Raw genomic sequence first — 12,695 nt, 5'->3', positions numbered from 1 at the left:
CAATATTATTTGTGAAGCCCGATACTTAAGAGTATGTTGCGTTCGCGCAGAACCTCTGCGTTCTGTTCAGGAAGTGTCACCAGATCTTCTTTTAGGAGGTTATAAACCCTCCCATCAACCGCCATAAACGGCTCGACATCCTCGAGTATCCGCGCCAGCACCAGGGATGGCCGATCTTCGGCCACCCCGGAGAGAGAACCGGGACCTTCTTCGGTCATCGCATCAATCCCGGAATGCCCGGATGCCAAGGTCTCAGGGTCGCTGGCGGCGTCGAGCAGTTCCCGCCTGCAGGCCTGTACGGACTCGGTGATCTCCCGATACATCTGCCGTTCAGAGACGAGCATCTTCTTCACCTCATCGCGAGCAGCCGTCTCCCCCTCAGCCTCGGCATTCGCGAGGAGAAGGATCTTTTCAGCACGCATCCGGAAGATGTCCTGTATCGTCTCACGAATGCTGTTGACCTCCTCCATCGTCAACTGTGCCTGGACAGAGAAGAACCGGTCCTCACTGGCATACAGAGTCTTGATCAGCGCTGCCAGAGACGCCGAGGCGTTCTGATAGAGGTCAGGCGGGATCTGGGTCAGTTTCCCGCTTTCCCGTTCTTTAAGCAGAATTATGCGCAGCTCATCCAGTTCCAGTTCCATCTATCTCCCCTCTGCAATCTCGGCCAGTCCTCTGCAGCAGAGGAAGACGGCAACGGCCTCAGGAACCGTCTGTGTACCGGCACTGACCTCGTACGTATTTCCCAGCAGTGACACCGTCAACGTCTTCTCAGCGGTGACCTGCACGTCCCGATCCCCAAAGACGACCGCATCGATCAGGGGATCGAACTCCTGGACTTCGCTGATGGTGAGCGGAACGACCCGAAGACCACTCCCGCCATGGAGCGAGGTCGGCATCCGGATCAGCCGCTTGATATCGGTGGTGACCGGCTCATCGGCCTGCACCCCGGTCTCCTGCAACCGCTTCTTCCAATCGGGGTTATCATTCGTCGTGACCGCCCGAAGGACACGGTCGCCCAGTACCTTCTCCGGATGATCACCCCCGATGGTGGCACGAACCTGATCGAGGGACTTGAGCAATCCTGCCGCAGAACTTCGCGAAACCCCCTTTATCGACGAAAGATGGAGCAGGGCATCCTTCTGGTTCTTTACCTTCAACCAGGCGAGATATCCGTCCAGCGCGCCCAGGTACCGCCGGGGCCAGCCTGTCGACAGATCGGTCCCAGCGCGGATCAGCAGTCCGGGATCGAGACCGATCCCGCAGACATAGTTGACCACCTCGCGCCGTTCGGCACTCCCCCAGGAACGAACCGCCAGGTCGTTCACATGGATATGGTACCCGCGCCCGCCGGAGAAGACCACCTCGCAGTACTTCTCCGAAAACCCCAGTTCGTCGGTCAGGACGGCCAGCAGCTTCTGCACCTCCTCCTTGACCCGTGCCAGCATCGCCTGGTACGAACCGTGCATGATATGATCTGCATCGAGATCGAAGATCAGGTCGGCCCCCGACCATCCCTTCTCCGCCATCGTCGGCGCGCCGGGAGACTCGTAGTATGCCGACGAGTAGAAGACATGCGCAGGAACCATCGTCTTCAGATATTCGGTGAGTTCCTGCCGTTCCCCAAAGGCCAGATGCCTGCGCATCCGAACCTCGCGGCCAGCATCAAAGAAGATGAAACCCCACTCCCGCTGCAGCAGTGCATCAGGGGTGACCGGGTAGACCCGCTGATAATAACCGGTGAACTGCTGTTTGATGAACTCAAGGGTGGCTGGTCTCATACAAGTCGTTTTACCATATAGGGGCCGGTTCGCATATATCCCTGTCTCTGGTAGTAGGGGCGCACCCCGATCCCGCTCATGATAGCGAGCGAAGAGAAACCGGCGTCGCCGGCCAGGCGTTCCGCCTCGGCGAGCAGTTGCACCCCGAACTGTCGGTGCTGGTACTCGGCAGGCTCAGCCTCATCGCCGATCGGGACGACCATTCCATAGACATGCAGCTCGCGAACCAGAGCTGCATCTGCCAGTTCCTCACGCCAGGGATTCCCCGGAAACCGCAGCCGGAGGAACCCAATCAGCGAGTCGCCAGCCACCGCCGATATGAAGAACTCCCGCCCTCCGCAACAGTCGTAGGCCAGGGTCTGGATCCCAGCCACTGCACCTTTGGGCGGCGGGTAGCGGCCTATCTCGCGACAACGGATGCACCGGCACCGTTTTCCGGCGGCGTGCAGCCGGCCCTCTGCCAGCTGCCGGAAGTTGCTGTGGTGGGAGCCGGCAACGATCAGCTTGGCGGGAATGTCCCGCTGGACCCGCTGGAGGCGGACGTACTCAGGGAGGAGTTCCTTGGCGTAGGCGATCAGGTCGATCAGATCGTCCTCTGCATACGGCGCATACCCTCCCCGGTTCAGCAGGTCTTCGATCTCTGAATAGGGTGTGACCAGCGTGGGATACAGTTTCAGGAAGTCCGGTCGGAATCGAGGATCGTCGAAGAGGGTCCGGAACATCGCCCGGTCCTTCTCAATCGTCGAACCGGGCAGGTTCGGCATCATGTGAAACCCGACCTTGATCCCGGCGTCCCGGAGGGACGTGTTCGCCTCCACGATGTCGGCGACGGTGCAGCCGCGACGGTTGAAGGTGAGGATCTCGTCGTCCAGGTGCTGAACCCCAAGCTCAACCTTGGTGACACCGAGGCGGAGCATGCTGTCGATATGTTCCCGTCTGGACCAGTCCGGCCGGGTCTCAAAGGTCAGGGCGACGCACCGGACATCCGATCGTTCGTTCGCCTGCATAACCGTCTCCAGCGGCTGCAGTTCTCTTCGAACCCCGGTCCCGGACTCGTTCATCGCCTGCAGACAGGCTGCCACGAACGACTCCTGGTACTCTGGGGTCCGGGCGGTCATCGTACCGCCCATCACGATCAGTTCTGCCTTGTCGACGTGGTGGCCAAGCAGCCTGAACTGATCGAGCCGGGCCAAGACCTGGTTATACGGGTCGTAGTTATGCTCACGTGCCCGCTTTGCGGCCGGCTCTTCACCCGTGTAACTCTGCGGGGATTTGAACGGATGGTCCGGACCCCCCGGACAGGGGAGACACTTCCCATGCGGACAGGGAGAGGGAGAGGTCATCACCGCGATCGGTGCGACCCCGGAGAGGGTCCGGGTCGGTTTCACCAGCAGCAGGCGCCGAAACTGTTCATACTCTTCAGGAGGGGCTGCGGCGAGCAACGCTGAGTTCTTCGGCACCTCCGGGAGTTCATAGCGGCCACAGACTGCACGTTTGATCTGCAGGATTTGGTACGGATCTGCAGATTCAGAAGAGATGAGGGAGAGGATCTCCCGATAGATTTCAGTTTTATCCATGCAGGGGGTTAGTGTTCGATTGCAGCAGTTTCAGCAACCATCTCGCTCGAATATTCAACAATCGGTGCCTTATGGGACCTGATCTGTGAGACGATCTCTTCACCGAGGATCAGCAGCGCATCCTTATGCAATTTCTTATTCTTATGGATATGGACAGGAGAGACATCAAGCGCCTCGTACCGTTCCGTGGGTACTGACTCGCCTGAAATATGCTCATAATATTTTTTGATATGGACCATCAGCATATGTAAATGAAGTAACTCCTCTTTCTGCACATGACCACCTCTCAATAGCAAGTAGTTTTTTCCACGACGGGATATATGTTACCGGTGATCTTTATATTCGACCTGAATGCGGCGAGAGGAGCGGTCGTTGGCGTTGCAATTGGGGATGCATTGGGTGCGCCCTTTGAAGGATACCCATCCCGGGGCCTGGTGACTGAAATGATGGGGGAAGGCCCGCATAATCGGGTGAAGGGAGGGTGGACCGACGATACCCTGCAGATGCTCGCCGTGGCCGAATCCCTGATCACCTGCCGGGGATTCTCTGCAGAGGATCTGATGATCCGGATGATCAGAGGCTACCGCCGGCACCCGGAGTTCTACGGTCCGACCTCCTCGCTGGTCTTCGACCTGATCCTGGCCGGAAGATCACCCCTGCAGGCAGCGGCTGAGGCCGGAAAGAGGCGACGGTCACGGTCCAATGGGGCTGTGATGAGAGGTCCGCCGATCGGGGTGATGTACAACTCCGGGCAGGTGCAGGAGATCTCACTGCTCTGCGCGGCATTGACCCACGCGGACCCGGTGCCCGGGGCCTGTTCGGCGTTTGTAAACCAGATGATCAGCGACCTCTGCAGAGGGGTTGATCGGCGAACCGCCCACCGTCATGCCTGCGACCGCTGCAGAGAGCCGGAGGTTGCAGAGATGCTCGGAAATTACCGGGATTACCAGCCTGAGCCGGCCCTCGATGCCCTTCTCTCGACACATGCAGCCCTTCGCTTCTTTTTGGAGGCAGAGTCTTTTGAGGATGCGGTCGTCCATGCGGTCAGCATCGGCGGGGACACCGACACCATCGGTGCGATCTGCGGAGCGCTGGCCGGCGCCTGCTGGGGGATCACAGCGATTCCGGGCCGCTGGATATCGGTACTGCAGGGTTTGAACCAGTTGCTCTGGACCGCAGACCAGTTGACCCTGATCGCAGAGCCGTAAGATGATCCAAAAGAGGAGGGTTTGAATGTCAGGGGAGAAACGTCAGATAGGAAGGAGTTCGACCAGTTTCAGCGAACGTCCCTTATCGCAGTGATCCGGGGCATTACCAAGCACCTCGCTGACCATGTACCGCTCTCCACTGACCACCCCGTCCGGGTGGCAGAGCGGATAACTCTTGCATTCACTCTGGGTACAACTCAGGTCAGGGAGAATCCGCGAGTTTGCTATCGCGAGGTCGGCCTTGATCAACCCGACCATCGGGGACTCGACGATCTCGACAGCACAGGCCCCGTTCAGATGCACACTGCAGCCGTGCACCGTGGCCCTGATGGAGAGAACCCGATATTTCCTGCCCACCTTCAGGTTGTTACAGGCCTTTCTGACCTTGCACTGTTCACAGGCCGGCAGTTCCCCTTCATAGATGAACTCAAGCCCTGGACGTGCCAGCATGGCACCGATCAGTGTCACCTTTGATTTTATCTCAGCCATTCCCTACTCCCCATACAACAATCTGATGAGTGCGGTCGCAGACTCCTCGGTCAGACCGCTGTCAAGTATACTGAAGCGTTCCGGACGAATAGTCTTTGCCATCATCAGGGCCGCAACAGCCACCTCATCAGGAATCCCCAGCTCGGCCGGGGTTGTCGGGGCACCGATCTGCTGCAACGCCGTCCGGATCCCCCGCCAGTCCCCGCCATGCAGATACATCATGATGATCGTCCCGATCCCGCAGGCCTCCCCATGAAGAGCCTTCCCTGGTGCCAGCCGTTCGAGGGCATGACTGAACTTGTGCTCGCCGCCCGAAGCAGGGCGGGACGATCCAGCGATCGCCATCGCGACCCCTGAGGAGACCAGTGCCTTGACCACCATCCAGGCGCTCTCCTCCTGATGCGGCCGGATCATGGGAGCGTTCTTCATCAGAATCTCAGCGGTCATCCTCGAAAGGGTGATCGCATACTCGCTGATCGGTTCCCCTCGAAGTCGGTTCGAGAGTTCCCAGTCAAGAATCGCTGTGTAGTTGGAGATGATATCCGCACACCCAGCAGCGAGCAGACGGTGCGGGGCAGCCGCGATGATCCCGGTATCTGCGACAACCCCGAGCGGGGGGTGAGCAGTCAGTGAGGCCGAACCTTCACTGGTCTGGAGGGACGCCCGCCCTGATGCAATCCCGTCGTGCGAAGCGGCCGTCGGAACACTGATGAACGGCAGGTCCAGGTTGAACGACACGATCTTGGCCGTGTCGATCACCCGTCCACCCCCAACCCCAATGATGAGATCGACCCCACAGGCGGCCTCCTCCCCCTCTTTCATCGATTCAGGGGTCAGTTCTCTTGCCAGGAACGTCGATATATCGAAGGATGGTGCGAGCAGTTCCTCGATCCGGTTCCCAGCCACCTGCATCGTACTCTTCCCGGCGAAGAGCATCACCGATCTCCCGATCTTCAGGTCCTGGCAGACGGCCGGGAACTGGTCGAGTGCATTGTGCCCGATCACGACATCCCGTGGGAGCTGCATCCACTTGGATTTGTCAAAACCAGGGGTCCTGAGTAATTTTATACCATCTGCACTCATTAAGATCAGAGATGATTAGGGAGTTCATATACAAATACTACATCGATCCCATCCGGTATGGAGGGGCCTATACGATCGTCGATACCCTGACCTATGCCCTGATATTGATCGTCTCCCTGTACCTGATCTATCAGTGGCTGAACAGGACCAAAATCAGCATCGATCGTTCGTTCATCTATTCGTTGCTCCCCTTTGTGGTGCTCGGTTCATTACTTCGGGTGATACAGGACACCGGGATGATCACATCGGATCTCCAGTTCCTGCTCGTGACCCCGCTGATCTTCTTCACCATCTTCTTCTTCACGATAGCCTGCCTCTTCGTCTCCAGGCTTGCCGAACACTACGGGCTGCTCAAGGATTACCATCGGGGCTTTGCAGGGCTCGGAATCATCGCCTGTCTGATCAGCGGTGCGGTGCTCTGCTGGTACGGGCTGACCGTCACCAGGATCGATTTCGGAGTTCTGCTGACCATTCTCCTGATGGCCGCCACGACCACGACCCTGGTCTGGGCGTTTCTCCGCTATGTGCTCAAATGGGAGTTTGCTTCGGACCCGATCTATGTGCTGCTCCTGCTCGGCCACCTGCTCGACGCCAGTTCGACCAGTTATGGCATCAGCCTGCATCCCCTCCACTACGTCGAGCAGCACGTGGTGGGTTCATCGCTGATCGCCGCAACCGGTACCGGTTTCGTGATGTTTCCGCTGAAGCTGGCCGTCCTGATCCCGGGGATCTATATTCTGGAACTCTATCGGAAGGAAGGAGCCAGTGCGTTCTGGCACCTGGTCGTCTTTGCGATGATCGTGGTCGGACTGGCCCCCGGTCTTCGGGATATGATCAGGATGGTCCTCTATGTCTGAACGGCCCCTGAATCGATACATCATTTTTGCTGCTGCCCTCTTCTTCACCTCATTCATCGTCGGCATCGTGATGGTCAGGCTGGACCCGTCGATCGGCACCTCCATGATTGCTGCGTTCCGCGACCAGGTGGTTAAACAGATCATGAACGATCAGACAGGAATACTCTGTTTGAAGATCCTCCTCAACAACCTGGTGGCCTGCCTGGTCCTCTTCCTCGGCGGGGTGACGGCCGGCATCATCTCACTGGTCGTGCTCGGTGCCAACGGGGTGCTGATCGGAGCGGTGCTGGAGATGGTCAGGTCGCAGCGGGGAGTCCTGTATGTCGCAGCGGCGATCCTTCCGCATGGGATCTTTGAGATCCCGGCGTTTCTGATCTCCGCAGCCCTCGGGTTCATGCTGGCAGGCGCCCTGGTCGGGGACTGGCACGGGAATGAGGATGCAGGGGATACAACCCGGCGTCTCGGACGCATTTTTCTCTCCGTCGTGGTCCCGCTGATCGTCGTCGCGGCGTTTGTAGAGGCTTTTATTACGCCTCAGATTATACATTTAGTCAGTTAAAGGGGAGAAACGTGCAGACCGAAGAAGAGACTACCGCCTTACCGCCAAAAGAAGAGTTCAGCGCCTGGTACAATGACCTGCTCTGGCGTGCCGAGATCATGGATGTCCGGTACCCGGTCAAAGGGGTCTATGTCTGGTTTCCGTTCGGGTTCTCGATCAGAAAGTTGACCTACGCGATCCTGCGCCAGCTGCTCGATAAAGACCACCAGGAGACCCTCTTCCCGCTGTTGATCCCGGAACAGGAGTTCATGAAGGAGGCCGAGCACATCAAGGGGTTCGAGGAGGAGGTCTACTGGGTCACCCATGGAGGGCTCACCGAGCTCGATGTGAAACTGGCCCTCCGGCCGACGAGCGAGACGGCGATCTATCCGATGTACGCCCTCTGGGTCAGGTCGCATGCCGACCTCCCGCTGAAACTGTACCAGATCGTGAACACGTTCCGGTATGAGACCAAGCATACCCGGCCGCTGATCCGGCTCCGCGAGATCACCTCGTTCAAGGAGGCTCACACCGTCCACGCGACCTGGGACGAGGCGGCCGCCCAGGTCGAGGACGCCCTGGCCCTGTACACCACCTTCTACCAGCACCTCTGCGTACCGATCCTGATCTCCCGCCGGCCCGAATGGGACAAGTTCCCCGGAGCGGACTATACAATGGCCGTCGACACCGTGATGCCGGACGGCAAGACCCTGCAGATCGGCACGGTCCACCATCTCGGCGATCACTTCTCACGGACCTTCGATATCACCTACGAGAACCAGAACGGAGAGCAGCAACTGGCATATCAGACCTGTTACGGGATCTCGGAACGATGTATCGCCGCCCTGATCAGCATGCACGGCGACGATAAAGGGCTGATCCTCCCGCCGGAGGTCGCACCGGTGCAGGTGGTCGTGGTCCCGATCATCGTCGGAAAACGACGTGACGAGGTGCTCGCTGCAGCCAGGACGATCCGGGATCAGCTGGAAGCGGCCGGCCTCCGGGTGAAACTGGACGAACGTGAGATCCGTCCGGGCGCCAAGTATTACCACTGGGAGATGCGGGGGGTTCCCCTGCGGGTCGAACTCGGTCCCCGTGACCTGGACAACGGCGTGGTGACGGCGGTGACCAGATCCAAGGAGAAGTCCACGATTCCTGCCGCATCCCTGATCGAGGGAGTGCAGGCACTGCTCGAACAGGTCAGAAACACCCTGGCCACGACCGGCGGCCAGCACCTCGCTGCACATCTGAAGCAGGTCGAGACGATGGACGACCTGAAGGTGGCCATCGAAGAAGGGGTGGCCATCGTCCACTGGTGTGGAGATAAGGCATGCGCCGACCGGATCGAAGAGGAGACCGAAGCCAGCGTCCTCGGGACCGAGGTACGGTCGTCACTGGTTTCAAAAACAGAAGGACGATGCCTGGTCTGCGGCAGGGCCGGAACCACCACCCTTATAGGGCGGAGTTACTGACCCCTGCCAGAGCAGGTATCACAGTGATATCTGGTCGTATGCTGCGGGCGTACGAGCGTCCCTGATACAACTTTTTTTCCGCCACGCAGGAAGAATTTTCCACAGTCATGGCACCGCTTGGGCCGGACCCGGTCGAGCAGGTTCATCGGCACCTCGAACGAGTACTTCACCTTCTCAAAGGCTGCCGGAGAGTCCGTACCGGGATCCTCGTTCCGGGTGATCATCTGGAGCACCCGCAACGGTTCCACACCGAGCCGGTCAAATTTCTTAAAGAGGAAGTAGTGAAAGACCAGGTAGGCAAGATCTGCCCGCTCGATCGCTTCATCGAACTCCTCGGTTCCTTCCTCATCTTCTTCGAAGGAACAGCCGCAGAGCGGGCACCGTCCTCCGATCAACTCGTCGAGAAAGACCTCCTCCCGGCAACCCGGGCAGGTGGTATGGGGGGCATGCATCCGCGAAGCCACGGTTCAAACCTCCACTCTGGAAGATGCAAAGACCGTAGCTGTGTACCCGTCCATTCTGAATGAAACGAACCCCGGTCCTGGTATAATTGTCAGAATTGTCTCCATCACGTCTGCATCAACCCGCTGCAACCAATGTGCTTGCGCTCTGATATTCGTCCCACCAGCACTTAATACTTTATGTCAATGCAACCAGCATCTTCGCGATTTGCCGAATTCCTCAATTTTAAATCGGAATCTGGTTTCCAGCCCCCTCCCGATAATACCCAAGAGAGTCAGCCTTCTGGAAGCACTCACTGGCAGCCTCTTCCTCCCCGAGGAGCTGCCGGACGATCCCCAACTGATGCCAGACGAACGCGTTCATCATGTTCAGATTGAGCGCCTGAAGGTACTGATCCCGTGCCTCTTCAAGCCGGCCCAGGTCCACCAGGGCCATTCCCCGACCGGTCATCGCCTTGATATGTCCCGGGTTCTCAAGGATGGCTGCATCAAAGGCGGCCACCGCCTCGGAAAGCCGGCCGAGCTCCCGAAGAACATATCCCCTATTGGCCTCCACCGGGATCGACTCAGGGTCGAGCTGGAGGGCCTGATCAAAACTGGCGAGTGCCTCCACCAGCCTCCCCAGTTTCCGAAGCGCATATCCCCGGCCGAACAGCCCCTTTGCAGAGAGGGGAGCCAGTTCTGCTGCACGGTCATACCAGAAGAGCGCTTCGATATAGTCATCCTCGTCGAGGAACGACTCCCCCTTCTCTTCGCACGCTGCAGGGGTCAGAACCTGCTCTTCTTCATCTTTTTTGATCCCACCATGTCCATCCATCAATCCACCTGCCAGTGAGATACTCTAGCCGTTCCAAGTATTAGTGTCTGATCCCGCCATTCGACTCCGAGATATGGTCAACCATATTAACCGAGCCCTCCAACCATTAATTGTGAAAACAGCGATTCTGGGGGGAGGGCTCACCGGTGTCACGCTCGCACGTCTACTGGCTGCAGAAGGACAGTCCGTGGTGGTGCTGGAGAAGGAGGACCGGATTGGAGGGCTCTGTCGCTCGGTCACTGCAGAAGGGTTTACTTTCGACCGTGGCGGCTCCCATATCATCTTCAGCCGGGACCAGCAGGTGCTCGAACTCATGCACGCGATCCTCGGTCAGAACCGCTCTGTCCGTCATCGTTCGACCAAGATCTTCTATAAAGGGAAGTATCTGAAGTATCCATTCGAGAACGGGCTCGCGGACCTGCCGAAGGAGGATCTGTACTATTGTATCAGCGAGTTCATCAGAACCCTGATCGCCTCCGAGAAGGGGGAGGTTCCCCCGCCTGCTACCTTTAAAGACTGGATCCTGGCGACGTTCGGGCAGGGGATCGCCGACTGTTACATGATCCCATACAATGAGAAGATCTGGAAGTACCCCGTCGACCGGATGTCCTGTCACTGGGTGGACGGACGGATCCCACGGCCGCCGGTCGATGATATCATCAGGTCGGCGATCGGGATCGAGACCGAGGGGTATACCCACCAGGCGATCTTCAGTTACCCGACCGCCGGGGGGATCGAGGCGCTGGTCACGGCGATGGCAGAACCGATCAGGGACCGCATCAGGACTGGATTTACGGTCAGGTCGATCAGGCGCAATGACAACGGCTGGGAGATCAGCGACGGGGAGGAGGTTATCCGGGCGGACCGGCTGATCGCGACCATTCCACTGCAGGTCCTCCTCCCCTGCCTGGCAGATGTCCCTCCTGCGGTCCAGCAGGCCTGCGATCGACTCCAGTACAACTCGGTCTGCTGCGTGAATATCGGGGTGAAAGGAGCGGTCCCCGACCACTCCTGGGCATATATCCCAGACCCGGCCGTCGGCAGGTTCAACCGGATCTCATTTCCGTCCAACTACAGCAGCGAGGTGGCCCCACCGGGATGCTCCTCAGTGCTCGCCGAGATCACCTACCGGAACGGGGACGAGGTGGCCGGCATGTCCGATCAACAGATGATCGAACACGTGGTCGGATCCCTGGATACGATGGGCGTGATCAGAGCCGACCAGGTGATCTTCACCGGGGTCGAGCGGGAGCAGTACGCCTACGTCATCTATGATCTGGAGTATACCGCACATATCGCGACGATTAGAGAGTTCTGCAGCAGGGCAGGGATCGAACTGGTCGGAAGGTTCGCCGAGTTCGAGTACCTGAATATGGACGGCTGCATCCGGCACGTCCTCGACCTCCTGGAGAAGCATCCATGAAGGTCGACTTCTACGTCGAAGATATGTTCTTCTTCAAATACATCGGCTGTGCGACAGTGGCAAAGATGCTCTATCGCGAGCTCGTCGCCACTGGGGAACTGGAGATGACCTGGAAGGGGATGCCCGGGAATGCAGACCTGGTCCATTACCACACCTTCGGCCCCCTCGCCATGGCTCATTGCCAGCTGGCCACCGGAGTCCGGGTGCTGACAGCCCACTCGACTCCCCGGATCAACAACGGAAACATCGCCTTTTATAAAACCATCAACAGAATCTACCCGAAGATCTACCAGCGGTTCGATCACATCATCACGATCTCCGAGTCCTGCCACCAGGAGGTGCTGACGATGGCCCCGGACGTCCCGGCCACGCTGATCCCGAACGGAGTGAACAGGACCTACTTCCGCCCGGACCAGGATCGGCGGGAACGGTTCCGTGAACACTACCATATCGGCGACGATGAGAAGGTGGTCCTGACCGTAGCCCAGATGACGCCGCGGAAGGGAATCTATGACTTTCTCGCACTGGCGAAGGCTCATCCGGATATCAGGTGGGTCTGGGTCGGGGGACTACCCTATGGCCCGGTCTCCAAGGATTACCGGCGGATCAAGGAGATGAGTGAAAATGCAGGGGACAATGTCATCTTCACCGGGTATGTCGACGAGATCGCCGATCCCTATAACGGCGCCGATCTCTTCCTGATGCCATCGCACGCGGAGACATTCGGACTGGTGATTCTCGAGGCCCTTGCGAGCGGGCTGCCAGTGATCGCCCGGGATATTCCCGAGTTCCGGGAGATCTTCGGAGACCAGGTCCTGTACTTCAAGGACCTGGCTGACGTGAACACCCGGCTCAAGGACGAACAGCAGCTCAGAACCATCAGGGCCTCCTCCCGGGCATGGACCGAAAAACATGACCTCAGGACGATCGCAGAGCAGCATCTCGCCCTGTACCGATCACTCGTCGAAAAGTGATACTACCCCAGAGGG

14 protein-coding genes are annotated in these 12,695 nt (G+C 58.7%); 6 read left to right on the top strand and 8 right to left on the bottom strand.

The window, feature by feature from the left end:
- Positions 1–5: 5 nt before the first annotated feature.
- From MPAL_RS04765 to MPAL_RS04750, 4 genes are read right to left on the bottom strand one after another with little or no spacing between them, the layout of a single operon-like run.
- A complete protein-coding gene (locus tag MPAL_RS04765) occupies positions 6–644 on the bottom strand; it encodes a hypothetical protein (protein ID WP_012617625.1) in 639 nt (212 codons plus the stop codon).
- Complete coding sequence (priS, locus tag MPAL_RS04760) at positions 645–1,781, bottom strand: DNA primase catalytic subunit PriS (protein ID WP_012617624.1); 1,137 nt, start codon at positions 1,779–1,781, stop codon at positions 645–647. It abuts the gene before it with no gap.
- On the bottom strand, positions 1,778–3,358 hold the full coding sequence (locus MPAL_RS04755; protein ID WP_012617623.1) for a tRNA uridine(34) 5-carboxymethylaminomethyl modification radical SAM/GNAT enzyme Elp3: 1,581 nt from the start codon (positions 3,356–3,358) through the stop codon (positions 1,778–1,780). The genes priS and MPAL_RS04755 overlap by 4 nt, the downstream gene beginning before the upstream one ends.
- Positions 3,359–3,366: 8 nt before the next feature.
- Positions 3,367–3,633 (bottom strand): UPF0058 family protein, encoded by a 267-nt coding sequence (locus tag MPAL_RS04750; RefSeq protein WP_083766991.1) that lies wholly within the window; start codon positions 3,631–3,633, stop codon positions 3,367–3,369.
- Positions 3,634–3,687: 54 nt separating this feature from the next.
- Here MPAL_RS04750 and MPAL_RS04745 point away from each other — a divergent pair, with 54 nt between their 5' ends.
- Complete coding sequence (locus tag MPAL_RS04745) at positions 3,688–4,566, top strand: ADP-ribosylglycohydrolase family protein (protein WP_236610433.1); 879 nt, start codon at positions 3,688–3,690, stop codon at positions 4,564–4,566.
- Positions 4,567–4,608: 42 nt separating this feature from the next.
- Here MPAL_RS04745 and MPAL_RS04740 read toward each other — a convergent pair whose 3' ends face one another.
- Together MPAL_RS04740 and MPAL_RS04735 are read right to left on the bottom strand one after the other, a co-directional pair.
- Positions 4,609–5,055, bottom strand: a complete 447-nt coding sequence (locus MPAL_RS04740; protein ID WP_012617620.1) for a UPF0179 family protein — start codon at positions 5,053–5,055, stop codon at positions 4,609–4,611.
- 3 nt (positions 5,056–5,058) lie between these two features.
- Positions 5,059–6,138 carry an NAD(P)-dependent glycerol-1-phosphate dehydrogenase gene (locus MPAL_RS04735; RefSeq protein ID WP_012617619.1) on the bottom strand — a complete coding sequence of 360 codons (1,080 nt, stop codon included), beginning with the start codon at positions 6,136–6,138 and terminating at the stop codon, positions 5,059–5,061.
- An 11-nt stretch (positions 6,139–6,149) separates the two neighbouring features.
- Between MPAL_RS04735 and MPAL_RS04730 the strand changes: the two genes are divergently transcribed.
- Genes MPAL_RS04730 through proS form a run of 3 tightly spaced genes read left to right on the top strand, consistent with a single transcriptional unit; the run spans position 6,150 to position 9,005 of the window.
- Complete coding sequence (locus tag MPAL_RS04730; protein ID WP_012617618.1) at positions 6,150–6,995, top strand: DUF63 family protein; 846 nt, start codon at positions 6,150–6,152, stop codon at positions 6,993–6,995.
- Complete coding sequence (locus MPAL_RS04725; RefSeq protein WP_012617617.1) at positions 6,988–7,554, top strand: stage II sporulation protein M; 567 nt, start codon at positions 6,988–6,990, stop codon at positions 7,552–7,554. The genes MPAL_RS04730 and MPAL_RS04725 overlap by 8 nt, the downstream gene beginning before the upstream one ends.
- Positions 7,555–7,565: 11 nt before the next feature.
- Complete coding sequence (proS, locus tag MPAL_RS04720) at positions 7,566–9,005, top strand: proline--tRNA ligase (RefSeq protein ID WP_012617616.1); 1,440 nt, start codon at positions 7,566–7,568, stop codon at positions 9,003–9,005.
- Here the strand turns inward: proS and MPAL_RS04715 are convergent.
- Together MPAL_RS04715 and MPAL_RS04710 are read right to left on the bottom strand one after the other, a co-directional pair.
- Positions 8,999–9,469, bottom strand: coding sequence for a hypothetical protein (locus MPAL_RS04715; RefSeq protein ID WP_048145189.1), 471 nt, complete (start codon positions 9,467–9,469; stop codon positions 8,999–9,001). The two genes, proS and MPAL_RS04715, sit on opposite strands and share 7 nt — an antisense overlap.
- 223 nt (positions 9,470–9,692) lie before the next feature.
- Entirely contained in the window at positions 9,693–10,283 is a 591-nt protein-coding gene (locus MPAL_RS04710) for a tetratricopeptide repeat protein (RefSeq protein WP_012617614.1), read from the bottom strand.
- A gap of 73 nt (positions 10,284–10,356) precedes the next feature.
- Between MPAL_RS04710 and MPAL_RS04705 the strand changes: the two genes are divergently transcribed.
- A complete protein-coding gene (locus tag MPAL_RS04705; protein WP_012617613.1) occupies positions 10,357–11,706 on the top strand; it encodes a protoporphyrinogen/coproporphyrinogen oxidase in 1,350 nt (449 codons plus the stop codon).
- Entirely contained in the window at positions 11,703–12,680 is a 978-nt protein-coding gene (locus tag MPAL_RS04700; protein ID WP_012617612.1) for a glycosyltransferase family 4 protein, read from the top strand. The genes MPAL_RS04705 and MPAL_RS04700 overlap by 4 nt, the downstream gene beginning before the upstream one ends.
- The last annotated feature ends 15 nt before the right edge of the window (positions 12,681–12,695 follow it).

The sequence above is a fragment of the Methanosphaerula palustris E1-9c genome, assembly GCF_000021965.1.
Lineage (GTDB): Archaea > Halobacteriota > Methanomicrobia > Methanomicrobiales > Methanospirillaceae > Methanosphaerula > Methanosphaerula palustris.
The sequence above is the reverse complement of the archived record's forward strand: the minus strand, read 5'-3'. Positions and strand labels throughout refer to the sequence as shown.